General features: G+C 43.8%; 26 protein-coding genes and 1 pseudogene. 22 read left to right on the top strand and 5 right to left on the bottom strand.

Annotated features, from left to right (window positions below; genetic code table 11):
• Nucleotides 1–3: 3 nt before the first annotated feature.
• The 8 genes from ICN48_RS08835 to ICN48_RS08800 all read left to right on the top strand — a co-directional run bounded on the left by ICN48_RS08835 (nucleotide 4) and on the right by ICN48_RS08800 (nucleotide 5,805).
• Nucleotides 4–636, top strand: coding sequence for a HupE/UreJ family protein (locus ICN48_RS08835; protein ID WP_216153338.1), 633 nt, complete (start codon nucleotides 4–6; stop codon nucleotides 634–636).
• The gene (locus tag ICN48_RS08830; protein WP_216121060.1) at nucleotides 633–971 is read left to right on the top strand and encodes an urease subunit beta; all 339 of its coding nucleotides are present in this window, start codon (nucleotides 633–635) and stop codon (nucleotides 969–971) included. The genes ICN48_RS08835 and ICN48_RS08830 overlap by 4 nt, the downstream gene beginning before the upstream one ends.
• Complete coding sequence (ureC, locus tag ICN48_RS08825) at nucleotides 971–2,674, top strand: urease subunit alpha (protein WP_216153337.1); 1,704 nt, start codon at nucleotides 971–973, stop codon at nucleotides 2,672–2,674. Before ICN48_RS08830 ends, ureC begins: the two co-directional genes overlap by 1 nt.
• A gap of 8 nt (nucleotides 2,675–2,682) precedes the next feature.
• The gene (gene ureE / locus ICN48_RS08820; protein ID WP_076024339.1) at nucleotides 2,683–3,279 is read left to right on the top strand and encodes an urease accessory protein UreE; all 597 of its coding nucleotides are present in this window, start codon (nucleotides 2,683–2,685) and stop codon (nucleotides 3,277–3,279) included.
• A complete protein-coding gene (locus ICN48_RS08815; protein ID WP_076024350.1) occupies nucleotides 3,269–3,961 on the top strand; it encodes an urease accessory protein UreF in 693 nt (230 codons plus the stop codon). The genes ureE and ICN48_RS08815 overlap by 11 nt, the downstream gene beginning before the upstream one ends.
• Nucleotides 3,962–3,973: 12 nt before the next feature.
• Nucleotides 3,974–4,594, top strand: a complete 621-nt coding sequence (ureG, locus tag ICN48_RS08810) for an urease accessory protein UreG (RefSeq protein WP_216153336.1) — start codon at nucleotides 3,974–3,976, stop codon at nucleotides 4,592–4,594.
• 567 nt (nucleotides 4,595–5,161) lie between these two features.
• Nucleotides 5,162–5,452: a nucleotidyltransferase family protein gene (locus ICN48_RS08805; protein ID WP_216153335.1), complete on the top strand. Its 291-nt coding sequence runs from the start codon at nucleotides 5,162–5,164 to the stop codon at nucleotides 5,450–5,452.
• On the top strand, nucleotides 5,449–5,805 hold the full coding sequence (locus tag ICN48_RS08800; RefSeq protein WP_216153334.1) for a DUF86 domain-containing protein: 357 nt from the start codon (nucleotides 5,449–5,451) through the stop codon (nucleotides 5,803–5,805). Before ICN48_RS08805 ends, ICN48_RS08800 begins: the two co-directional genes overlap by 4 nt.
• Before the next feature lie 362 nt (nucleotides 5,806–6,167).
• Here the strand turns inward: ICN48_RS08800 and ICN48_RS08795 are convergent, their stop codons facing one another.
• On the bottom strand, nucleotides 6,168–7,739 hold the full coding sequence (locus ICN48_RS08795) for a diguanylate cyclase domain-containing protein (RefSeq protein WP_216153333.1): 1,572 nt from the start codon (nucleotides 7,737–7,739) through the stop codon (nucleotides 6,168–6,170).
• Between the two features lie 121 nt (nucleotides 7,740–7,860).
• On the opposite strand from ICN48_RS08795, the gene ICN48_RS08790 reads away from it, so the two are divergent.
• The 7 genes from ICN48_RS08790 to ICN48_RS08760 all read left to right on the top strand — a co-directional run bounded on the left by ICN48_RS08790 (nucleotide 7,861) and on the right by ICN48_RS08760 (nucleotide 15,097).
• A complete protein-coding gene (locus ICN48_RS08790) occupies nucleotides 7,861–8,343 on the top strand; it encodes a hypothetical protein (RefSeq protein WP_216153332.1) in 483 nt (160 codons plus the stop codon).
• Nucleotides 8,344–8,514: 171 nt separating this feature from the next.
• Nucleotides 8,515–9,795, top strand: a complete 1,281-nt coding sequence (locus ICN48_RS08785; protein ID WP_216153331.1) for a nucleotide sugar dehydrogenase — start codon at nucleotides 8,515–8,517, stop codon at nucleotides 9,793–9,795.
• 45 nt (nucleotides 9,796–9,840) lie between these two features.
• On the top strand, nucleotides 9,841–10,758 hold the full coding sequence (locus ICN48_RS08780; protein WP_216153330.1) for a YaiO family outer membrane beta-barrel protein: 918 nt from the start codon (nucleotides 9,841–9,843) through the stop codon (nucleotides 10,756–10,758).
• Nucleotides 10,759–10,764: 6 nt separating this feature from the next.
• Entirely contained in the window at nucleotides 10,765–11,751 is a 987-nt protein-coding gene (locus ICN48_RS08775; protein WP_216153329.1) for an NAD(P)-dependent oxidoreductase, read from the top strand.
• Between the two features lie 54 nt (nucleotides 11,752–11,805).
• Complete coding sequence (locus tag ICN48_RS08770; protein WP_216153328.1) at nucleotides 11,806–12,843, top strand: HEAT repeat domain-containing protein; 1,038 nt, start codon at nucleotides 11,806–11,808, stop codon at nucleotides 12,841–12,843.
• Complete coding sequence (locus tag ICN48_RS08765) at nucleotides 12,840–14,294, top strand: glycosyltransferase (protein ID WP_216153327.1); 1,455 nt, start codon at nucleotides 12,840–12,842, stop codon at nucleotides 14,292–14,294. The genes ICN48_RS08770 and ICN48_RS08765 overlap by 4 nt, the downstream gene beginning before the upstream one ends.
• Before the next feature lie 305 nt (nucleotides 14,295–14,599).
• The gene (locus ICN48_RS08760; RefSeq protein ID WP_216153326.1) at nucleotides 14,600–15,097 is read left to right on the top strand and encodes a hypothetical protein; all 498 of its coding nucleotides are present in this window, start codon (nucleotides 14,600–14,602) and stop codon (nucleotides 15,095–15,097) included.
• On the opposite strand, the gene ICN48_RS08755 is transcribed toward ICN48_RS08760, so the two are convergent.
• Nucleotides 15,008–15,670, bottom strand: coding sequence for a hypothetical protein (locus ICN48_RS08755; RefSeq protein WP_216153325.1), 663 nt, complete (start codon nucleotides 15,668–15,670; stop codon nucleotides 15,008–15,010). The two genes, ICN48_RS08760 and ICN48_RS08755, sit on opposite strands and share 90 nt — an antisense overlap.
• 333 nt (nucleotides 15,671–16,003) lie before the next feature.
• On the opposite strand from ICN48_RS08755, the gene ICN48_RS08750 reads away from it, so the two are divergent.
• The 6 genes from ICN48_RS08750 (at nucleotide 16,004) to ICN48_RS08725 (ending at nucleotide 18,665) form a co-directional block, all read left to right on the top strand.
• On the top strand, nucleotides 16,004–16,336 hold the full coding sequence (locus ICN48_RS08750; protein ID WP_255539517.1) for a nucleotidyltransferase domain-containing protein: 333 nt from the start codon (nucleotides 16,004–16,006) through the stop codon (nucleotides 16,334–16,336).
• Nucleotides 16,333–16,713: a HEPN domain-containing protein gene (locus tag ICN48_RS08745; RefSeq protein WP_216153323.1), complete on the top strand. Its 381-nt coding sequence runs from the start codon at nucleotides 16,333–16,335 to the stop codon at nucleotides 16,711–16,713. Before ICN48_RS08750 ends, ICN48_RS08745 begins: the two co-directional genes overlap by 4 nt.
• 115 nt (nucleotides 16,714–16,828) lie before the next feature.
• The gene (locus tag ICN48_RS08740; protein WP_216153322.1) at nucleotides 16,829–17,224 is read left to right on the top strand and encodes a hypothetical protein; all 396 of its coding nucleotides are present in this window, start codon (nucleotides 16,829–16,831) and stop codon (nucleotides 17,222–17,224) included.
• A gap of 80 nt (nucleotides 17,225–17,304) precedes the next feature.
• Complete coding sequence (locus ICN48_RS08735; RefSeq protein ID WP_255539516.1) at nucleotides 17,305–17,916, top strand: DUF3313 domain-containing protein; 612 nt, start codon at nucleotides 17,305–17,307, stop codon at nucleotides 17,914–17,916.
• A 58-nt stretch (nucleotides 17,917–17,974) separates the two neighbouring features.
• Entirely contained in the window at nucleotides 17,975–18,352 is a 378-nt protein-coding gene (locus ICN48_RS08730) for a type II toxin-antitoxin system RelE/ParE family toxin (protein ID WP_216153321.1), read from the top strand.
• Nucleotides 18,342–18,665, top strand: coding sequence for a DNA-binding transcriptional regulator (locus ICN48_RS08725; protein WP_216153320.1), 324 nt, complete (start codon nucleotides 18,342–18,344; stop codon nucleotides 18,663–18,665). The genes ICN48_RS08730 and ICN48_RS08725 overlap by 11 nt, the downstream gene beginning before the upstream one ends.
• A gap of 109 nt (nucleotides 18,666–18,774) precedes the next feature.
• Here ICN48_RS08725 and ICN48_RS08720 read toward each other — a convergent pair whose 3' ends face one another.
• The 3 genes from ICN48_RS08720 to ICN48_RS08710 form a co-directional block, all read right to left on the bottom strand.
• Nucleotides 18,775–20,163 carry an SEC-C metal-binding domain-containing protein gene (locus tag ICN48_RS08720; RefSeq protein ID WP_216153319.1) on the bottom strand — a complete coding sequence of 463 codons (1,389 nt, stop codon included), beginning with the start codon at nucleotides 20,161–20,163 and terminating at the stop codon, nucleotides 18,775–18,777.
• 417 nt (nucleotides 20,164–20,580) lie between these two features.
• Nucleotides 20,581–20,949: a hypothetical protein gene (locus ICN48_RS08715; RefSeq protein ID WP_216153318.1), complete on the bottom strand. Its 369-nt coding sequence runs from the start codon at nucleotides 20,947–20,949 to the stop codon at nucleotides 20,581–20,583.
• 128 nt (nucleotides 20,950–21,077) lie between these two features.
• Complete coding sequence (locus ICN48_RS08710; RefSeq protein ID WP_216153317.1) at nucleotides 21,078–22,787, bottom strand: phage integrase family protein; 1,710 nt, start codon at nucleotides 22,785–22,787, stop codon at nucleotides 21,078–21,080.
• A gap of 190 nt (nucleotides 22,788–22,977) precedes the next feature.
• On the opposite strand from ICN48_RS08710, the pseudogene ICN48_RS13875 reads away from it, so the two are divergent.
• Nucleotides 22,978–24,309: pseudogene (locus ICN48_RS13875) on the top strand (DUF4158 domain-containing protein); the annotation flags it as partial.

The following is a 24,309-nucleotide window of genomic DNA, read 5'->3' as shown; positions in this document are numbered from 1 at the left end:
CAAATGAGTCTTCATATAAAAAAAATATTGTTAGCTTTTGTTGGATTGATCGGAGTTCTATCTTCAAATTTGGTTTATGCCCACCCAGGACATGAAACTTCGGTTAGTTTTCTATCGGGTCTGATGCATCCATTTAGTGGCTTTGATCATTTTTTAGTCATTGTGCTCGTAGGATTTTGGAGTGCTTTCATGCAGAAAAAAATCTGGCTTGGGCCTTGTGTTTTTATATTAGGCATGTGTCTTGGGGTATTTGCTGGCCTAAGTAATTTACCTCTTCATATCTTTGAATTTGGAATCGCTGCTTCTGTAATTGCAATGGGATTATTGTTGCTTGTACAGCGCCAGTACTCCAATAATCCAATCCTTGCCTTAATTGGTTGTTTTGGAATATTTCATGGGTTTGCCCACGCTGCATTATTTTCAAATGGATCCCTTGGAGCCTCCTTGGTAGCGCAAGATATGGCTGGCTTGATTTTGGCGACAGGGATCTTGCATCTATCAGGCGCTCTATTGGTCAAGCTCCTTAGGGACAAGACAGCGATCTTTGCAAGAGTGACTGGGTTTGCTAGTGTGATATATGGCTGGGTATTAATCAGTCAACTTTCCTTTGCGCTGCTTGGTGGAGCTTCGACATGAGTACACCATCAAGTGCAAATAGCCAACGCTTTATTCCGGGGCAGATGTTTGTGGAGCCTGGGGATATTGAATTGAATGTTGGCCGAAAAACACTTTCAATTGAAGTCTCTAATAGTGGTGATCGTCCTATTCAAATTGGTTCTCATTTTCACTTCTTTGAAGTAAATGATGCCCTGTTATTTGATCGCGATAAAACGAAGGGCATGCGATTAAATATTGTTGCAGGAACTGCTGTGCGTTTTGAGCCAGGCCAAAAGCGCACTATTGAGCTTGTAGAGGTGGCTGGTGAGAAGAAGATTTATGGCTTTGCTGGCCGCGTTATGGGGGGCCTCTAATGGCTAAGATTGGTCGTCAAGCCTATGCTGAAATGTTTGGCCCTACTGTAGGTGATCGTTTAAGACTAGCGGATACCGGCCTCATGATTGAGGTTGAAAAGGACCTCACTATTTATGGCGAAGAAGTCAAATTTGGCGGTGGTAAAGTCATTCGTGATGGTATGGGCCAAAGTCAACGCGAGTCAAAGGACTGTGCCGATACTGTTATTACCAATGCGGTAATCATTGATCACTGGGGCATTATCAAAGCTGATATCTCTATTAAAAATGGCAGAATATCTAATATTGGTAAGGCTGGTAACCCAGATATTCAACCGGGGATTACTTCTGTCATTGGCCCTGGTACCGAAATTATTGCTGGCGAAGGAATGATAGTGACGGCGGGTGGTATTGATACTCATATCCACTTTATTTGTCCGCAGCAAATTGAAGAGGCTTTAATGTCTGGGGTAACCACCATGATTGGTGGCGGTACGGGCCCAGCAACTGGTACTTTTGCAACTACTTGCACGCCTGGTCCTTGGCATATTCAAAGAATGTTGCAATCGGTTGACGCATATCCTATGAATATTGGCCTATTGGGTAAAGGCAATGCTAGCTTGCCAGCTGGATTACGAGAGCAAGTTGATGCAGGCGCAATTGGATTGAAGTTGCATGAAGACTGGGGGACTACGTCAGCAGCGATTGATTGTTGTTTGGGTGTTGCTGATGAAACTGATACTCAGGTGGCAATTCATACCGACACTTTAAATGAGTCTGGATTTGTTGAAACTACCTTAGCTGCATTTAAGGGGCGCACTATTCACACTTATCACACCGAGGGCGCTGGCGGCGGTCATGCCCCCGACATTATTCGTGCGTGTGGCGAGTCAAATGTATTGCCATCCTCAACTAACCCCACCAGACCATTTACGGTTAATACATTAGATGAGCATTTGGATATGCTGATGGTGTGCCATCATCTTGATGCATCTATCGCTGAAGATATTGCCTTTGCAGAATCGCGCATTCGTCGTGAAACAATCGCTGCTGAGGATATCTTGCATGACTTAGGCGCATTCTCGATGCTTTCATCAGATTCTCAAGCGATGGGTCGTGTGGGTGAGGTAATTATTCGTACCTGGCAAACTGCTGACAAGATGAAAGTACAGCGTGGTTTGCTTCCGGGTGATGCAAATCGTCACGATAACTTCCGAGTCAAGCGTTACATCTCTAAGTACACCATTAATCCTGCCATTACCCATGGCATTTCTCATGTTGTTGGGTCTATTGAGGTGGGTAAGTATGCGGATTTAGTATTTTGGAAGCCTGCCTTCTTCGGCGTCAAGCCTTCATTAATATTAAAGGGTGGGTCTATTGCGGCAGCGGCTATGGGCGATCCAAACGCATCTATTCCAACGCCGCAGCCCGTTCATTACCGAAATATGTTTGCGGGTATTGGCCAAGGGATACGTCATAGCTCGTTAACTTTCATTTCTCAATCGGCTATGAATGCCAATATTCGCGATGCTTATGGATTAGAGAAGCAAGTTGAGGTGGTAAAGAATTGTCGATCTATCACCAAGGCAGATATGGTCCACAACGATTGGCAGCCAAATATCTCCGTAGATCCAGAAACCTACCAAGTGATAGCAAATGGCGAACTATTAACTTGTGAGCCAGCAAAAGTATTACCAATGGCTCAACGATATTTCTTGTTCTAGGAAAAATTATGTCAGAACCAATTCGCGTTGAGAAAATCATCCCCAAAGGACAGGGCTTAGCCAAAGCAGTTATTGCTAGAGCGCTCGAACTAAAGTTGCCATTTGAGGTACGCAATAAAAGCCGTTTTTCAGAAATACTTTCCGATGGTCGCGAGGCACACTTTTTTCTGCCAAGAGGTAATGTGCTGGCAAGTGATGATATTTTGATTGCAGATGATGGATCCATGATTCGAATCTCCGCGGCGGATCAAGAGGTAATAACAATTGCCTCTACCGACGCACATCAGCTGATGAGGGCTGCTTACCACTTAGGTAATCGACATATTCCTGTTCAGGTGGGCTTGGGATTCTTGAGGATTGAGCCTGACTCAGTGTTAGAGGGCATGATTCATCAATTGGGGTTGGAGTCTAAGCATGAATTTGCCCCGTTTGAGCCTGAAACAGGTGCGTATGGAGGTGGACATCGCCATAGTCATGCTGAGACATTTGATAGTGACTATGCCTTAGCTCAAAAAGTGTATGCCGAACATGAGAAGCCACATGTTCATGGGCCTGGATGCTCTCACCATCATCACGGCGATCATGATCATTCACATGAGCATTGATCTAAACGAAATCACTGCATTGATGCAGTTGGCATCACCAGCATTGCCAATCGGTGGATATAGCTATTCTCAGGGCTTAGAAGCTGCCATTGATTCTGGCTTGGTAAACGATGCTCTTACTGCAGAAGCATGGATAAAAGATGTATTTTTAGGCGTCTTTGTCAGATCTGAAGCCCCACTTTGGCTTCTCAGTTATGAGGCATGGGCAAAAAATGATATTGATTCCGCCCAAAGTCTGAACGACTATTTTTTAGCCAGTCGCGAAACCTCAGAGCTCAGATCAGAAACTGAGCAGATGGGTTGGTCTTTATTGCAAATTGCTCAGTCTTTGGGTTGGGGTAGCGAATACCTTACTAAATTATCCGCAATCAAACCTTTGTCATTATTGACGGCCCATAGCTATGCCTGTTTTCATCTAAATATACAGTCAAAGAATGGGCTTGCAGCTTATGCATTCTCATGGATAGAAAACCAAGTAGCAGCTTCTTTAAAAGCTATACCGCTGGGTCAAGTAGCAGGGCAGCATGCCTTAACAAAGCTTCGCTTGCTTGTTCCTGAAATGGTTGAGCAGGCTGAACAAAGAGCTAAATCTGGTTTATCGATGGTTGACAATTTTTCACCAATGTTGGCTATCCTTTCTTCCAGGCACGAGACTCAGTATTCCCGATTATTCCGTTCATAGACAAAAGAAATAATGAGAACTAAAAAAAATCCCCCTTTAAGAGTTGGTATTGGTGGCCCTGTAGGTTCAGGCAAGACAACTTTGCTCGAGATGCTTTGTAAAGCAATGCGTGATCAGTATGACTTGGTAGTGATTACCAACGATATATACACTAAAGAAGATCAGCGTTTACTTACTGTTGCAGGCGCTTTAGATCCAGAGCGAATCATGGGGGTTGAGACAGGTGGTTGCCCTCATACCGCCATTAGAGAGGATGCCTCTATCAATTTAGAAGCCGTTGACCGTATGCAGAATCAGTATCCAGATGTAGATATTATTTTTATTGAGTCTGGTGGTGATAATTTAGCGGCAACTTTCAGCCCAGAGCTTTCTGACTTGACGATTTATGTGATTGATGTAGCTGGAGGGGAAAAGATTCCTCGTAAAGGCGGGCCTGGAATTACACGCTCTGATTTATTGGTAATCAATAAGACCGATCTTGCACCTTATGTTGGAGCCTCCTTACCCATAATGGAGTCAGACGCCAAAAAGATGCGTGGTGATCGACCATTTATCATGGGTAGCATAAAGTCAGGCGATGGGCTTAAAGGAATTATTGAGTTTATTGAGAAAAAAGGTTTGTTATCAAGTTAAGTCTTTCCAGAACCTCATCACTCTTGAATATCTGCTTAAGATAGATTGATGTTGCTTTGAGTAACTCGAAATGGGGGCATTGCCCAGTTTGTCGGTTAACCCGACAAGCGTTATTATCTGTTGCGTTTTGAGACGCTCACGGTCAATCAGCGTAGACCATCCCCGCTCATCACGGTCCAATAGATCTTCTATTGAGTCCACACAGTTGCCAACACATTCCAAATAGCCAAAAGAAAAGGGACCACATTTCTGCGATCCCTTTGTATAACTGGTGGGTCGGGCGATGCAGAGTAACTGACTGTCACGTAACAAGACACCATCCAGCGTCGGTTTAACTGACTTCACTTCTGTAGATGCCATATCAAAACTATTGAATTCCACATGATTCCAATGATCTCGATGCGTATGCCACGCCTGATCTAGTAAGGCTTAAGTCATTGTTTCTGCTATTGTTTTTGCTCATTTTTAAAGCTTCTAAGGCGTAGGTCGCACGTTCGAATCGTGCTGGGCAGGCCAAAACATCCTTTGTGTTGATCTTCAGGCCAAATATTTGCATAATCTAGAGACATGAAACCTTCGATTGCCCTGAACGCCAACCGTGCCCAGATTCGCTTAATCATTGAAGCGCATCATGCCAGTAATGCACGCGTTTTTGGCTCAGTGGCGAACAGCACCGACACTGATGGTAGTGACTTAGATGTTTTGATTGATCCTAGTCCCGAAACAACATTATTTGATATTGGCGCAATCCGCTATAAATTAAAGCAATTACTGGGTGTTCCAGTGGATGTTTTGACCCCAAATGCTCTGCCGGAAAAGTTTCGCAACTCAGTGATTGCAGGCGCAATGCCAATATGACGCGTGATCCACAGCGTTTGCAGGACTATTTAGAGCATATTCTTGAGGCTATAAAGCGAATAGAGGATTACTGTGCCGATATTGATGAACTTGGTTTTATCAACAGCCAATTAATTCAAGATGCGGTTATTCGGAATTTCGAAGTGATTGGCGAGGCCAGCAAGAATATTGAGCGCCATTTTCCTGAATTTTTAGCTAAGCATCCTGAACTTCCTCTGTTGGTTGCCTATGAAATGCGCAATGCATTAGCACATGGTTACTTTAAGGTGGATCTGCAAATTGTTTGGAAAACAATCGAGATCAATCTGCCTAACCTTCAAACCCAGATAACAAAAATAATCGAAGCTCAGTAAAAACAAGGCGTAGGTCGCACGTTCGAATCGTGCTGGGCAGGCCAAATTTCACTATTTAATGTTGTTTCAGGCTTATGTATTGGCTCGATTGTGGCTGATCATGGATGAGCTTGTCTAGCGTAAAAGTGGCCTTGGGTCTAGCGTGGGAGATCCTTTTGACTATGTGTGACCCTGCGACTGGGTGGGGTGGATAGAAACTCAGGGCTAATTCACTTTTGACCTTAGTCATTTAGTGTCGGTTTGACCCGACTATCGGATGTCCGGTTACGCGACGGTCAGGTGGCTCTTATGGGTTGGCTTGCTGACGTTCAATTTGGGTGATGATTGGTGGTGGCAGAGAATGGCCTATAGTGGACATATAGCTAGTCTTTTGCGATCTCAGCAATGAGTTTGAAATTGTCCATTTCGCGCTTAAACGCTTCTATAAGGTAAGGGTCAAATTTAGTTCCAGAAAGCGAGATGATTTCTTTACAGACATCTTCATGGCTCCAAGCCTCTTTGTAACTCCTTTTACTGATCAATGCATCATAGACATCCGCAATTCCCATCAAGCGTCCACCTAAAGGGATGGCATTTCCAGCAAGACCCTTTGGGTAGCCTGTCCCGTCCCAGTTTTCATGATGGCTAGTTGCAATATCAATTGCCGTATTGAGAAGGTCAGAAAGTTCCACATTTTGCTTTTTAGCAGCCTCAAGAAGCATGCCGCCAAGTGCTGCGTGGTTTTTCATAACCTCCCATTCTTGTGGTGTAAATTTTGTCTTTTTATGAAGGATGGCATATGGAACTTCTGTCTTGCCTATATCGTGTAATTGGGTGGTTTTGAATAATCGTTCAATAATCTCATCGCTCAACTGATTGGGATACAAATTCATTTGCTGAGCGCGATGCGCTAGAGTTTTTACATATTTTCGAGTGCGAATGCCGTGATTGCTGGATTCATCGTCATTATCAATAGCTAATTGATACAGCTTGGTTAATGTTTGGTCACTAGAATTTTTGGCGTCATAAAAACGAATAGTTCTACCGCCTTCAGCTTTAGCCCAATACATCGCCTCATCTGCCCAGTCTAAAATGACGCTTTCTGTTTTCAAGTCCCCATTAAAGATTGCCACGCCTAGACTGGCAAAAATCCTGCATTCAATCCTCTTCGTTACTCCATCGGGCATTTGGACATGGAGGGTATAGGGTGGCTCTAGCGCAGCAAGAATCTTCTTGGCAATGATTTCAGACTCAACTCTGGCATCAATTAGATTGCCATTGAGACGATTTAGTAAAACTACAAACTCATCTCCTCCATACCGTGCGACAGTATCAGTTTCACGCACAGCCAATTTAAGTCGACTTCCTACTAAAATTAATAAATCATCTCCTGCTTGATGGCCATACTCGTCATTAATTTTTTTGAATTTATCCAAGTCTAGAAAAATAGCTGCGCCATAAGAAGTCCAGCGTTTATTAGATTTAATGATTTGACTTAGGCGATCATTAAGCAGTCTTCGATTGGGTAGACGTGTTAGAGCATCAGTAAAGGCAAGCTCTTTGACCGCAGAAAGTGCCTCAGCACTTGCTTTGAGCGATTCCTTATTCTTTTCAATAATCTTAGATAGCTCAGCCAAAGCAAGCAGTTTGATGGCTTTATCTTCATCATTTTCTTTGATAGTGGCTTGCATGGATGCAATGACGATTTTACCAGAATGAATAATTGCAAGGCTATTCGCCAGGAGTAGCTTTAGAGCTTTTAAAGCTATATCGCTATTAATGAGAGCAGCTTCTGCAGTCTCTGCACGAACGATCATGAGAGATATCGGGGTATTGATAGACTTTAAGGATTCACGGTCTTTGTTAATCTCATTGCGCATTAAATCCAATTGCTGAATTAGGTCAGACAGACGCATATGTTCAGACGTAATAGAGCTAGATTTTGATGGCATCATTTCAGTATGCGCTCAATACTTTAATAAAAGGGCTTTTAACTGTCACAAAGCAAGTTAAATACATTACTTCTGCATTGGAATAGCGAGTATCCTCAAAAGAGTAGTCAAACTATAGGAAGTCATGACACAAACACGAGAACTAGAGCAAGTCTATATTCAAATAGCAGCACTTAAAACGAATCTTGATGATCTCAGGTCTACTTATAAGGGTGTCAGCAGGAGTTACGCTATTGCTCTAAATACCTTAAATGATTTAACTCTGCATTCATCTGAAGCGGCAAAACGAGCAGCCAAATCCACCGAGCAATCCCGAATTGCCGCAATGAATGCGATGTTGGCAGCTAAAGAGGCATCTGGAAATCCCGCCCTAATGGCCGTAGTTGAGTCTGCAGTAACAGCCGCAGTAGCAGCAGCGTTGGCCGCAGTGGAGTCAGCCACAGCCGCAGCAGCATCAGCAGTAGCCCATCAAGCAGAAGAGTCTCTATTAAAAGCTTCGTCTGAAGCCGCTAATGCCTCGAGGATGGCAGCCGATTCAGCGGCTGAAGCAGTCAAGCTTTCCAATCAAGCAAGAGAAGTTGCTGATTTAATTCGAGGCAAAGCTTAATAAACCAAGAAGTAAATGATGATAAGATAGACGGGTGTTGATTGATCTAGATCAAAAGACACTTAAATATCTAATATATGCTGAAGATGTGAACCTCTGAACTGAATTAGCATCCTGCTAATCCTATCGCCCTAGATTTTAAAGTTAATTTAATCCTTGCGGGGTAAGGCCATGACATCTGTTGCAATAGTTGGGCTGGGGTACGTAGGTATACCGCTTGCTGTAGAGTTCGGCAAACATTTCCCAACAGTTGGTTTTGATATTTCTGCGGAGAAAGTGGCGCTCCTCCAAGCGCACCATGCGCCAGGAGGCGAGGTCGAATCAAAGGAACTAGCCGATTCTCCAAATCTCACCTTTTCCGATGATCCTCATTGTTTGGCTGCTGCAGATTTTATTATTTTGGCAGTTCCAACTCTAGTTAACGCAATGCATCAACCTGATTTAAATCCTCTGGTCACGGCAAGTAAGATGGTTGGAAAGTATATGAAGCCGGGGGTAACGGTTGTATATGAATCAACTGTCTATCCCGGTGCCACTGAAGAGGTATGCATTCCTGCATTGGAGGCTGCATCTGGCCTGAAATGGAAAATAGATTTTCATGTGGGTTATTCCCCGGAGAGAGTCAACCCTGGCGATAAAAAACATACCTTAGTAGACATCATAAAAATTGTTTCTGGTGATACATTAGAAACTTTAGAGAGTGTTGCAACTCTTTATGAAAAGATTATTAAAGCAGGTGTATATCGCACTTCTTGCATTAAAGTTGCCGAAGCTGCAAAGGTAGTAGAAAACACGCAGCGCGATTTGAATATCGGTTTAATGAATGAAGTCGCTATTATTTCAAACTTGGTAGGCATTGATACAAAGGAAGTTATTGATGCCGCATCTACGAAGTGGAATTTTATCCCAATACGACCTGGCTTAGTAGGCGGTCACTGTATTGGAGTAGTTCCTTACTACCTGACCTACAAAGCAGAAATGTTGGGGTACCACCCAGATGTTATTTTGGCAGGCAGAAGAATTAATGATGGTATGGGTAAATACATCGCCGATCAGACGGTGAAACAGATGATCGCTGCAGGAATTGTTATTAATGGAGCTAAGGTTTGTATTTTTGGATTGGCGTTTAAGGAAAACGTTCAGGATCTTAGTAATTCTAAGATTATTGACACAGTTAAAGAGCTCGAGTCATTTGGAGTTGAAGTAATAGTTTACGACCCAGTGGTAAAGCCGCAGATGGCTTATTCAGTTTATGGGGTTGAATTGATTCAGTGGGATGACTTGCCAATTGTTAATGCCATCATTTTTGCTATAAGTCATGATGAATTTATGGCAATGTCGATAGAGAAATTAACTAGCAAACTACGTTCCCATGGTTGTTTTATTGATGTTCAAAGCGCAATTTCCAGAACTGCTCTTGAGAATGCTGGATTTTCAGTATGGCGGTTATGAATAATCAGGCGGCATTAAAGATGTCATGATAAGTCTGCTATTTCCTTGTATACGACCTCGCTGCTTACCCCTAAGCGCTCTGTAGTTGTGATGCGCATAGCCCTTCGCAATCTATTAATAAATTATGCAAAATGCATAATTCCTATTTTGTTCTTAGTCAGCAACCGATCGACTCCAGCGCAAGAAGCCCTCAATGTACAGATTGGGGCTTCAGCTTTAGATGAGCTTCTACCTGATAATGCGGGGAGGCCAGCAGTATTTGATGCTGCGCCGTATATAGAAATTGGGTCGAACTATGATCAGTTAACTAATAACTATGCATCCTGGAGTGCACAGTACCTTAATCTTTCTCTGCCTCTTAAAGAAAATGGCTTAGTCAATGTCCAAGCTCAAAATGTCCAACGTTTTAGTATGGTCGACCAAGATCTCAATGTTACTTATGCATATCCAACAAAACTTGGAGTGATTAATCTAGATGGAGGATATTCAGCGAACCCTAATTTTCTACCTCAGACATCTTTTGGAATAGGGTGGAACGGAAAACTTCCTGAGGGTTTTGGTTATATAGTTGCTGCAAACCAAAAACAGTACTCTGAATCCTATGCCAATGCTGCAACCAATATGTATAGCTTAGGGCTAGAAAAATATATTGGTGAGTTTAGATTTGCCTATGTTGGTATGGTTTCCTCTATTAATCGTAATCAAGGATCTTTTGCTTCGAAGGTTCAAGGGCAATGGATCGGGTCTAGCGAAAACCGCTTAGGCCTTACATACGCACAAGGGATGGAGCCTGCAGTAGTGGCGCTTAATAATCTAGCAAGTATTCAATTTCAGTATGTGCAAATCGATAGTCTGTACTGGATTACAAAAACTATCGGTGTTACTACAGCGCTATGGCATGGTAAAGAGGGCTCTTACTACCAGCGTAATGGTGGACAACTTGGCTTACGAGTCACTTTTTAGGAAGATATGAATATATTGATTACTGGCGGAGCAGGATTTATTGGTTCACATTTAGCGGCCTATCACTTAGCTAAGAATGATGTGGTTCATGTAGTAGATGACTTATCCACTGGGCAAATTAGCAATATTGGAGTTCTATTTCAAAATCCAAAATTTCAGTTTCAAGAAGCCAATATACTGACCTGGGATGGTTTAAAAGCTGAAGTACGTTGGTCCAATCGTATATACCATATGGCAGCAATTGTTGGTGTAAAGAAAGTGCTTGAAGATCCGCGCGCTGTGATGGCTACCAATATCGCCGGCACAGAACGGGTATTTAGATCGGTTGCTGAAGTAAACCCATTATCTCAAGTGGTAGTGGCTTCAAGCTCTGAAGTGTATGGATTTAATACAAAACTTGCGTTCAAAGAAACCGATGATATTGTCTTGCGCTCAGCAGGTAGATTGCGGTGGTGCTATGCAGTGACAAAGTTATCCGATGAGTATCTAGCCTACGCATTTATGAAGAAATCGAATATCAGAGTAGTCATTGCTAGGTTATTTAATACTGTTGGCCCCCATCAAAGCGGAAAGTATGGAATGGTCTTTCCGAATTTCATCAAACAGGCCATGGAAGGAAGAGGGTTAACAGTATTTGGCGACGGTACACAAACTCGTTCATTTTGCAATGTGGCCGATACGGTTCGAGCTTTAGATCTTCTTGCATCAAATCCTGCCGCAAATGGTGAGATTGTGAATGTTGGTAGCGATGAAGAAATTTCTATTGGAGATTTAGCAAGGCGCATTATTGAACGCTCTGGTAAGCAAGCAAGCATCGAATATATCAGTTACGAAGAAGCTTATGGATTGGAATTTGAGGATATTACTCATCGACGCCCAGTGCTCAAAAAGCTTCTGGCGCTCACTGGATTCAAATCACAATGGACCTTGGATGCAACGATTGATCAATTAATTGCTCTGAGTACCGATAAAAACTCAATTGAATTGACGTAGCGAGGCTCTTATTAATTTAACACCCCATTCTTCCTTATTTATTTTGCTTATGGTGTGTTAGTTCTATTGGCGATAGTAAGTATTCTTTCAGTGGCGGTGATCTTTTATAACCTGTATGCGAACTATAGGCAAAAGAGGATTGCTCTGAGCAGAGAGTGGTTAAAAAACTGTATTGAGTCTTACCTGCATGGCAATCTATCGGCTAATGCGTTACAAAAACTGATTCATTCTCAAAATGCTGAACTCGTTGGAGTGTTAGCGCAAATGGGTGAGTCAGCAAATCCAGTATATCGAGCAAGATTACTGTCGGTCATTCCCGAATGTCATTGTGAATTCATTATTAGCAAAGAACTATATAGGCTAAAGTCGACTAGTTGGCTTGATAGATTCAATGTAATGACTTATTTGCCATTCATTACTTCCGCCGAGATTGCGACTCAACCACTGCTCCATGGCCTTGGTGATGAGTATTTAGATGTCCGTATAGCAGCAGCACAATCTCTTTCTGAGCTCGATGACCCGTCATCAATCAGGCCTATTCTTGCTAGTTTAGCTCTACAAGGTTCGTGGCCTATAAAACGCTTAATTGAAATTATTCTGCGTTTTGATGATCGCGCTATTCCAATATTGGTTCAGTACTTAAAGGATCCTGCGGCAAGCGAATCGGGTATACAAGTCGCCATTGCAGTTTTAGGCTATAAGAAAGCAAGCTCAAGTATTTCTACATTGACTCAATTGACATCGCATATTAATCTGGAAATCAGAATCGAGACCTATGGCGCTTTGGGGTCAATTGAAGATGCTAGCGCTTTTCCAATGATTTTGGGCGGCATGCTTGATGATCGGTGGGAAATAAGATCAGCATCTGCTAAAGCCTTAGGATATTTCCCCGGGGCTGTAAGTATTAGCGCACTTCAGCGGGGATTAACCGATAGGGTTTGGTGGGTCAGATTCAATTGCGCTTCATCTTTAGGGGATCTAGGCGTCGATGGAAAAGAGGCCTTGCTTCAAAGTCTAAAAAGCCCTGATCGATTTGCTCGAGAAATATCCCAAATGATTTTGGATCGAAGTCATTCAGAGGTAAGCGTATGAGTATTGCGTTTGATCCAGCGCTTATTACATTAGCAAAATTTTTAATTGAAGCGATTTTGGTGTATTTCCTGTTAATGCATGGTATCTATTTCTTATTAATTATTCTAGGCGCCTGGGAACAAAGAAAATATCACCAAGGGATTCATTTTGGAGAGTTCAAACGCATCAGTGAATCAAGCTTGACACTACCTATTTCAATTGTTATTTCTGCGTATAACGAAGAAAAGATGATTATTGAAACTGTTCTGAATAGTCTTTTACTGCGCTACCCTCGATTTGAAGTAATCGTCGTAAACGATGGCTCAGAGGACGCTACCTTGAGACTGCTGATAGAGCGTTTCAAAATGTTTCCTACTAAGCACGTCTTTAGTAAAAAATTACAGACAAAGCTAGTGCATGGTGTATATCTTTCCGAAAAATATCCTAACTTACTAGTAGTTGATAAGGAAAATGGTCGTAGAGCTGATGCCAATAATGCAGGAGTAGAGCATGCACGCTATCCTATTATTTGTCAGATTGATGCTGATTGCGTTCTAGAAGAGGATGCATTGCTAAGAATGATTCATCCATTTTTGGATGATCAATATGTTGTAGCGGCAACAGGGATGATTCGACCCTCAAATGGACTCATAGTCCATGAAGGAAAAATCATTAGTCGTGGACTGCCAAAAAATTGGCTGCCAATGTTCCAGTATGTTGAGTATCTCAGGGCGTTTCAGTGGGCCCGGGCAGGTTTATCAAAGTTAAATAGCATGCTTTGCATGTCTGGTGCATACACTTTAGTCCGTAAGGATATTTTTTTGAAAGTTGGTGGCGCTAATCTGAATGCAGTAGTGGACGATTTTGAATTGACCGTGAGTATTCATCGGTATATCCAAAATCATAAAGAGTTAGGCCCTTTAAGGATTGCCTACATACCAGATCCTGGTTGTTACTCAGAAGTGCCAGAAACTTGGAAGGCGCTGAATTCTCAAAGAAACTTTTGGCAGAGGGCAATCTTACAATCCCTCATTTGGAATCGCGACATGATGTTTAACCCCCGTTATCGCATGGTAGGTATGTTCGGCGTTCCTTTTTTCTTTATCTTTGAGGCTCTTTCTGCTTTAGTGGAGGGCTTGACTATGCTGCTAGCCCCATTTGCCTATTTTGTAGGCCTTGCAAGTCTTACAGACATTGCCTTATTTTTTATATTTGGCGTAGTGCTAGGAGTAGTGGTCTCGGTAAGTGCTGTTTTATTGCAGGAGTTTTCACGCTTTCGGCAAGATAAAACAAGCAGCCTGATACGTCTTCTGATGACAGGGTTTTTCGAACAATTTGGTTATCACCAATTTCATACATATAGCCGGATTATGGGGATCTACGACCTTCTTATTAAGGGGAAGATTGCATATGGCTATCGAGTGCGTACTGGATATTTATCACCTCTTGACAAAATCAAAATAAAAGACTGAGTATGACAATGATTGCTTCTTTAAGACTCGGGCAGGTTATGGCAAGATGGCAGGATTTCTTGGCCCTTACTATTTCTATAGATATTTAATGGAAGAATTGATTATTCCTTTTTAATGCCGATGTCTGCTATGGGTCGTTTTGAGCCTGCCATCCTTAAGTATGGCGAAGGTCTGCTTTGTGATCAGCAACAGTCTATCGTGGCCTTGACGCTGCATTGTCGGTTTAACCGACAGTAAATAATTCAGGTCGCCCAAACGCAAATCTGAAATTAAGCTTACAAGTGTCGTGTAACGAGACACTTGTAATGAATAATTTATCGCTCTTATTTTCCAGTACTGCCGCCGAGACTGAGCCTATCAAGCTTCTTGGTGGAGTTCTCACTCTCTATAAGAGGCCTACGAGTCACCATTGGCAATGCCGCTTTAAGCTTGCTACGGGGGCTTGGCATTCCACAAGTACTGGCTCAGATCAGGTGGCCGAAGCCACAACCCAAGCCATTGCCATCTATGAAACAGTCAAGGTCAAGCTAGCCAGTGATCTAGCCATTAAGACTCGGACTTTTCGGCAATTAGCCACGCAAGAGCTGGCTATGGCTGCCCGAGTAGTCCAGGCCAATCCCAATAAACGTACTCATGTTGATTACATACACATCTACACCAAGTACTTGATCCCATTCTTTGGTGGCTACCAGGTCAATGACATTACCCAAGAGCTAGTGGATGACTACGTGGCTTGGCGCATATCTCGGATGGGCAAGAATCCCAAGACCTATATACGTGGAGTCATAAAATTCTTGTGGTGAATACTTCTCAAGCGGGTTTTTTGAGGGGTAAAGAACTCGAAGATTTGCGTTTTTGGAATCCAGTGGAATAAGAAGAAAAATATTTTCGAAGATATGCTTTGCAATGTTCAGCTCATGTTGAATTAATCTTATTACCAGTTCGTTTGGCAAAAAACTCCAATGCGTTATGTATAGAAGAAGATGAATGGGATTCGCATTCAGTGGGGAATATTTCGAAGACTTCTTCATTACAAGATCAATAATTTGACGAGAAAAGTCCCTGCACTTTATAGGCATTGACCCTGAAATATACGGGTTTCCGGGTTCAGCTGAGTAAATAATTTCACTTAGCTCTAGGTCAATCCTACCGCCTGGAAGTGTTAGGGAGTAATCAATATCATTTTCAATATTTTGAGTTACCTCTAAAACCCTGAAACCTACGGCTGTTCCAGCTGCAACAAAATAATTAACTATTTTTGCTTCAATTTGATCTTTCGCCTTAGGGAAGTTAATCTGCTCCCATGTGATGGACGGATACTTCGCCTGGGTAAGGCTTACTGGACCAATTTGACCCGTAGGTTTTTTGGAGGACATGGGCTGATGCTAGACCAATTCTTTATGCTGTGTCACGTAACGCGACACCATGTAGTGACGCTTTAACCAACCCTACATCTGTCAATGCCATATCAAAACCATTGAATTCCATATGATTCCAGTGATCTCGGTGCGTACTGGACACCTTTTTTAGCTAGGCTTATGCCATTGTTTCTGCTGTTGTTTTAGCTCATTTTTACAGCTTCTAAGGCGTAGGTCGCACGTTCGAATCGTGCTGGGCAGGCGAAAAACTTCAACTAGTACCACTATTTACTGTGTATCTGTTGCTCAGATACCTATTTCTTAGCATAATTACGTCATATGAATTCAGCCATGATTGACATAGCCACCCAAAATGCAGCTCATGCATTTATGGAGAAAATTGCGCGTCAATATGATGTAAGTAAGGCCTTCCTGTTTGGTAGTCGTGCCCGCAATACACACCAAAGCGAGAGTGATGCAGATATTGCTATTTTATTGCGAGGCAAACCGAGCCGCTTTATGGCTACTAAATTTGCGATGGATGATTTGGCCTATGACGTTCTGTTGGATTCCGGCATTCGCATTCAACCTTTGCCTATTTGGCAGGAAGAGTGGGATCACCCAGAGAATTATTCCAACCCCAGTCTTTTAAGAAATATTCAAAATGAAGGCATTGTTCTTTGAAAGCAAAAGAACTGTTTGCTAAAGCTCAAACTGCAGCAGCTTCAGCTCGAATTTTGTTAAATGCTGGGGATGTTGATGGTGCTTGTAACCGTGCTTATTACGCTATGTTTGATGCTGCTAGGGCAGCTCTTTTGGCATCTGGTATCGATGAGTCAACAGTTAATACAAAGACCCATAGTGGCCTCATATCAAAATTCAGTCTTGAGCTTGTTAAATCTGATCAAGTTTCTTTAGAGCTTGGCAAGTCCCTTAACAAGGTTGAGGATCTTCGTTTAATGGCGGATTACAAAGGTGATGCTGTTTCAGAAGAAGATGCCGCTTGGGCAGTTAATCAGGCGGATATATTTGTTGAGACCTTACGTACTACTTTTAGCTAAGGCGTAGGTCGCACGTTCGAATCGTGCTGGGCAGGCCAAAGTCTTTCTCTTTGGTGCGCCCCAATTTATAGCTGCATACTTATTTTCATCTACTTCTTTGCCTTAGAATGATCCAATGAATATCAGATTAATTAATATTGCTTTCCTAGTGCTTGGCACTCTATTTCTATCTTCTGCCTGCTCGGTTGCCAAATTAGAGGCCCGTCTTGAGGCCAACCCCCAATGTAAAGATGTTGTGAACCCAAAAACTGGCACTTTAATGCCATGTCCTGGTTCAGATAAAGCGTTTTACAGAGAAGTAGGCCTTGCGCCGGCTAAGCCTACTCCAACAATAAATACTTCTTCTGCTGCTCCTGTTGCTGTGGGCGCAACATCTGTCGTTACTTCCACATCAAATACTGCAATACCAGCAGCAACCAGTGCAGCTAAATCGACTCCATCGCAGGCTGATTGCAAGCCTCAAATCCATAAAAAGACTGGCGGAACATTACCGTGCCCGGCACCAGATTAATCAGATGTGGGTATGATGATCTCTAATACATTTAGTCTTATAACTATTACAACCAAACACTCGGACTGATGATGAAAAAAATGAACTTATTGCTGGCCTCTTTAGTTGCCGCAATTACTTTGGTAGCGTGTAGCAATGCGCCAAAATTAGCAACAGAATCTATGCCTAGATCGGGATTCTTGCCTGACTACAATCTTTTGGTTCCAATGGCAACCAATGATAAGGATGTCCGTATTTGGAGATATCGCATCTCTGGCGTAAATCCTGGCGCTTATACATCTGTCATTCTTGATCCGATTTATCTCAATCAAAGTGCAACTAAAGATGTGAGTATCGACGTGATTAATAAGGCGAAAGCTGCGTTACAGGCATCCATGGTTGAGGCAGTCAATGCACGTGGAACCATCAGAATCGTGACTCAGCCCGGCCCTGGAGTTGCACGCGTATCGGTTGGCATTACTGGTGCTGAAAGCTCTGCAGACAGCTTGCAGCCCTGGAATTTCACTCCAATTGGTTTAGCTATGAACGCAGCCGCTTATGCAGGTGGTGTGAACTCAAAAACGCCAGCGCTTTTAGTGGAAAGTAAGATTACAGACAGCCAATCAAAAAAATTGCTAGGTGAGGGCCTCATTACTGTTCAAGGTGGGGTCGCCACAGAAAACGGAACAAATCGTACGTTAAGACCCTTTTAGCAAATCCCCTCTAAACAACGGCTAGACAATATATGCCACTTAGTGGCATAATAAACAAATGAAGCGAGTATTTAAAACCCGTTACTTTAGTCGGTGGTTGCGCAAGACAAATTTAACTGAGAGCGCGTTATGTCAGGCTGTGGCAGAGATGTCGCATGGCCTAATTGATGTCGATCTTGGTAACGGAGTCGTTAAAAAGCGCATTGGTCTTGCCGGTAGAGGCAAACGTGGTGGCGCTCGAACATTAGTTGCGACCAATAAAGGCAATAGATGGTTTTTCGTCTACGGGTTCGAGAAAAGTGATCGGGCCAATATTGCAGACGATGAGTTAGAAGCGTTAAAGGATATCGCAACACAGCTGTTAGCCAGAACGGGGCAGCAACTCAATGCAGCGGTTGAAGATGGTTCATTACAGGAGATTTGCAATGGCAATTAAAACCAAGGCTAAAAGCCTAATATTTGAAGCTGTTCATGAAACAGCCAGTGATCTACATCGCCTGGGATTTATTGATAAGCGAAAGATGAATAAGTTCGACGCTCTATGTCTTGATCCAATTCCAGAATATGACAGCGGAAAGATTCGAGCCCTGCGCGATCACCTTCAATTGAGTCAAGCTGTTCTGGCAGCCGTGCTCAATACAAGCTTATCAACGGTGCGCAAATGGGAGGTTGGGGACAAGCATCCTAGTGGACCATCGCTAAAGTTACTTAGCCTACTAGAGCGTAAAGGCTTAGAAGCGGTCCTTTGAGGCTCTATTGGGATTCTAAGCCTAAACCAGCGGAATTTGTCCAACCCAAATATTCGTTTGAGCAACTGAAAGATGGAGTAGTCCCATAGCAACACTAAAGGGCGACAAATCAATACGTAAGGCCTAATGCCTCCCACAAAAAGTCATATGAAACTGGTTCGCGTTGTTGCTCTTTTGCCGATAATTGCTCTGAAGCTTCATAACTTCGAATTAAACCTTTAACGCGCTCTAGCCCTGCAGGGGTCGTCATGGCTTGCCTTGGAGTTTGATTCTCAAGTATGGGGATAGGCTCATCTGCCCAGTTGGCATACATCCGATGCAACGCTGATTCAATTACCTTGGTAATTTCGACTGAGCTGATGTCGTCTTGGATGCTTGGAGATTTCTTTTTGGCTGCGCTGGGCTTTTGCTTTGAAATAGGGGTCGCTTGGTCGATCATTTCGCGTGTTTGAAACTTGACTGCATCGCCTGCTAGCGCATCAAACCAAATACGGCCTTGATCGGCATAGCGCTGCGTTTTATTAAAAACAGCGACTTGATTGCTTGTAGTATCAGGCTCAATACTGACAGTCGGACGTATTTGCCCGTCAGTGCATTCAAGATGGCGAGCCCAGCCATCCGTGATATTGCCTTCAACATCCAATTCGTTTTCTAGGCGCTGCGCGAGCAACTTCCAACTGTGAACCAAGTAGTGATCTGTAATAAATAACATCGGATCGCCACTAAAGGCATCGATCATTTGTGGCATTGGCAAAGGCGCTACAAATTGTTTGAGCCACTGAGACAGAATAATGAGGCTGAGCTCTTCTTGTTTGGCTTTTTTGCGATCTTTGCTAAATTCCTCAAGATAGGTTTCATAGACCTGTGTAACCATATGACCCACTATTCTCGAGAAGGGATAGGCGCAGCCCGATAATTCGAAATGATCTTGCACGGTCATGACGCGACATCCCAGGCGCATGCCTGGCTCAAGGTTACGTGTCCCCGAGCGTTCGCGCACTACGATTGGGGGCGCTTGCAAATCGACTGCATCACACAGTGTTGCTTGCGCTCCCGGAACAACATCGGTCACATCGTATAAGCGTAGCGGCTGCCTAGAGAGCTGTGCAATCCAGGCTCGCTGCCCCAGGGTAAGCGTGGGGCCACCTTCGCCCAGGACATGATCAGCAATATTGCGTAAAGAGCCTTTGACTAAAATACTGCCTTGCGCCAACAGCCACTCAGTTAAATTAATATCAACGCCAGTGTAGGTATCGGCATGTAATTTATCGAGGGCTTTGATTTCTTCGGGAGCGAGGACTTCACTTAGCAATTTTTCGCGCGCAACTCGCATCCCTTTGCGGTGACGATCAAATAACCAGGCAAGTGCTTTGGACGCTGCGCCCTCATGATTCTTGGGGTGCGATTGGGTCATCAAAAGATTCAAAGCAGTCGAGCAGCAGTACTCATATTGTTTACCACTGCCACAAGGACATAAGGCATTTTTAGGAATAGGCATGCAAGTTTTCCAGTCGGATAAATATGGTTCGGTAAATTTTAAATGGACTCAGAATTACCTACCTTGGTAAACGCTTTCTGTCGACAGCAGCGCCATGACGATGGTCATTGCCATGAGCGTCGCAGTCTTTGACCTCTCGCAGCAAGGCAGGAGAAACATTCCAATGCTGTCCATCTTGGGTAATTACGGTAATTGTTTTTGATTGTATTTAGCGATGATGCCAAAGAGCCTAGGATAGCCAGAAGGCTCAAATGAAACGGATTGCCCGATCGAAAATTGCAGCATGTGTGATGGGTTCGCACCTTTTGTAAAAACTGCAAACGTTGCACAATGCGCCGGTTTAGATGAGTAAGCTCAATTTCGGAAAGTTGATCAATATCGATTTTCATATGCGGGATTTGATTTTCATGATGCTAATCATGGCTCATGAGATTTGTCAGCATCCACCCTTATTGAGCGATTTCTTGGGGGTGACTTATCTTTTCTGGCAAAAGACAGGGTAAGTTGATGCAGTGGATGGGACAGCGCACGACTGACCATATCTGTTTTTGCGCCATACTCGCTTAAAAACTCATAGGCACGAATATTTTTTCGCTTGCCTTGTGCCCGCACCTTGCGGATATGACCAGCAGCAAGTAACTCATCTAGATAGCGATGGGCGGTGACTTCACTGATATCTTCAATCATCTCGATGATCGATTTTGCCTCCATGGGACCAGCAACGGCCAATAAAGAAGTAATCTCTTTTTTCTTTCGCTCTTTCATGGCTTGTCGGTAATGTGACATGGATTGTTTAGGGTGGCTAAGCATCTTCATTGCATTATTTAAAGTCAATTTTATCGAGTTTTTGATGTTATCAGTAATGACATTGGGGCTTGAGGATTAAATTGGCTTCCCATAGCGCCTAATCCAGGCTAAGTCCTAAAAGCCTCCCGCATCTGCTTGGCCCGCTTAATATCATCTCCATGTAGATAGATGGAGGTAGTGGCAATTGAGGCATGGCGCAGATTATCTCGCACAGTTGTCAGATCGACGCCTTTGGCTAATGAGTGGGTGGCGTGGGTGTGGCGCATCCAATGGGGGGTGGCAAGACGCACCTTTGCTGCTAATGCGGGCTGCTCGCTTTCAACAGTAGTGGCAACGGTTTCAAAAAAGCGCCCTAAGAGCTTGCGCAGGCGTGCAGAAGTAATCCCCGCGACATGTTTGCTCTGGTCTTTACCCTCATTTTTATTTTCACTCGTATTGGATTGATTCTTTTGAAGCGAGCCAATGAGCGGCGCATCCGCTTTCCAATATCGCGGGGTGGTGGGCAATTCTCTAGCGACCAAGTATTGCTCTAGAGCTAACTTAGCCATCGGTGGCAGTGCCACCTTGCCGATCTTTTGACCCTTACCCATCACATGGAGCCAATAATCTCCACGACTATCTTTTTCAATGGCGCCTAGTATGGCGCCAACCAATTCACTGGCCCGCAATCCGGTGGCATAAGAAAAATCCAAAATAAATCGCAATCTCTGAGCCGCTTTTTCTTGCCAACCATAAGACCATTCCAAGCCATCGGCAATCGAGCGAATGAGTTGCCACTCCCCGGATGTAAAAGTGTGGCTAATTTCCATGGCATTGGCTCTGTTTGCACCTTTGACTTTGATTCCAGAAAAGGGGTTTGATAGCATGTAGCCCTTATCCATGAGCCAGCGAAATAAACCGGTAATCACGGTCAAAGCGTAGGCAACCGATCTAGGGGATAGCGGGCCTACAAAAGGTTTCCATTCAGATGACAACCTGGGACGCGCTGGACCAATCCAGCGTGATCTTGGCGAGGGATGGCGCAGGAACTGTCGATAAGCGACGGCATCTTCCGTGGTCAAAGACGATAAAGCCCGCCCCCGTTCTTTAATAGACCACAGAATCAGGCGCTCTACTTCCTTGCGGTACGAGTCGTGCGTGACTTTGTTTTCATGTAAGGACAACCAAGCTTGCACCGCTTCATAGTCATTACCGGCATCTAAAGTGCAGTGCGCACGAGGCGCTCTAAAGGTGCCGCGTGCACCATTAAGGTCGCCAGGCAACACCATGGTCGGTAGATTTTCCCAAGGAACAATCTCTGGACTAGTTTGTATGATTAGCGCTCTAGCCTTGGCGGTGAGCTGGGGATGGTTGGCAAAAAAAGCTTCAATCTTTTTAGCGCTGGCTGCGCCCAATCCTGGCAACGCAAGCCACCAGCGTTTGCGTCTTGGGATGCGCACCGTTAAATCCGCCAAGGTAGCAATGCCATGCTCCTTGAGAGTTCTGGCAATTCGCTGCGAAAACCACATCCCAATCGCATCACTGATTAAGGGCTGCGGCACTACGGCAATCTTCAGCTGATCAATGGCATTTATCACCTTACCGGCCATCTTGCGCTTGTCTTTTTCTGGATGGGCGATGACTATCAGCAAAGCAGCCTGGTGTTTTTCTTTGGCGATGGCAATCAGTTGCGCGCGGATTTGCCCAATCATCCCTCTGGCTGATTGCCCCCTTTGCTTTTGCTCTGGGAGATAGCGCTCTACCGCTTCCCGTGAGCTTACACCAGCGTACCATGCCCGCAAAGCAGCTAATTGCGGTTCATTGGGGAAATCGGTCATAGATTCGAAGGTTGCCAAAGGAGGTGAATGGTTGTTAAAGATGTTTTCATAAAAGTGAGTTTATGATTATTTTATAGTTATGTCCATAATAACGATTATAGAATTAGTTTTAAATATTTTTCAACTTAATATGCAAAAGTAGTTTCATTGCAAGCATAAAAGCAGGCTATTTCTCTAAAGGAAAACTTCGATGCCACGTCGCTCAATATTATCCGCAGTAGAAAAAGAGGGGTTAATAGCAATCCCCATTGACAAGGAAGGCCTAATTGAGCGCTACACATTGTGTGAGAAAGATATTTCCTGGGTGAATCAAAGACGTGGCGATCAAAATAGATTGGGAATGGCAATTCAAATTTGCTTATTGCTATACCCTGGGCAGGGTTTATTGCCAAATTCACCCACCCAAGTCCCCAATGAATTGGTAACTTGGGTTGCCAAGCAACTTAATATTGATCCAGACCAATGGGACGGTTACGCTTTAAGGTCGGAAACTAGGCGCGAACATTTACTTGTCTTAAGAGCTTATTTGAAGATTGCGGCATTTGGGATCAGTGAGCGCCGACAGTTAGTCTTGGCGCTAACAAATCTTGCCAGTCAATCTGATAAAGGCATTGTATTGGCAGAATATGCAGTAACCCACCTGAGAAATAACAGCATTATTGTTCCAAATATTGATGTCATTGAGAGGGCCTGCGCTCAAGCCCTAACGCAGGCTAATCGTCAAATTTTCAAGGTCTTACATTCCTCTCTCACCGCTACCCACAAAGAACGCCTTGACCATCTTCTAGAGCGTCGCACCCAATCAACTGTCACTTGGCTCACGTGGATGCGCCAATCGCCAGGAAGAAGCAATTCGCGTCAGATGATATAGCATATTGAGCGCTTGCATGCCTGGCAGTTTCTGGGTCTTCCCGAGGGAATTGAAAAGCAGGTGCATCAAAATAGGTTGCTCAAGATAGCGCGCGAAGGCGGTCAAATGAGTTCAGCCGATTTAGCAAAATTTGAACCTGCCAGACGTTATGCCACCTTGGTAGCTATCGCCATTGAAAGCACGGCAACCGTGATTGATGAAATCATTGATTTGCATGACAAGATCTTAGGACGTATTTTTAATGCGGCAAAAAATAAGCACCACCAGCAGTTTCAAGAATCAGGTAGAGCAATAAATAAGAAGGTTCAACTTTATGGTCGCATTGGCAAGGCCCTGGTCGATGCCCGAGAGCAGAAACAAGATCCATTTAAAGCAATTGAATCAATCATCAATTGAGATGATTTTGTGTGTAGCGTGCAGGAAGCGCAGCAACTGGCCCAACCTGATGATTTTGATTTTCTGCACCGCGTTAACGATAGCTATGCCATGTTAAGGCGCTATACCCCTGAGTTCTTGCAGGTGTTGCAGTTTAAAGCGGCGCCGGCAGCTAAAGAGGTCATGAAAGGCATTGACCTAATGCGTACATTAAATCGAGATAGCATACGCAAAATCTCCAATAAGGCGCCTCTAGGTTTTGTGAAGCGTCGCTGG

It is taken from the genome of Polynucleobacter sp. JS-Safj-400b-B2, assembly GCF_018881975.1.
In the GTDB taxonomy this organism is placed as follows: Bacteria; Pseudomonadota; Gammaproteobacteria; order Burkholderiales; family Burkholderiaceae; genus Polynucleobacter.
Note: the sequence above shows the minus strand (reverse complement) of the source record. Positions and strands in the feature narration are given on the sequence as shown.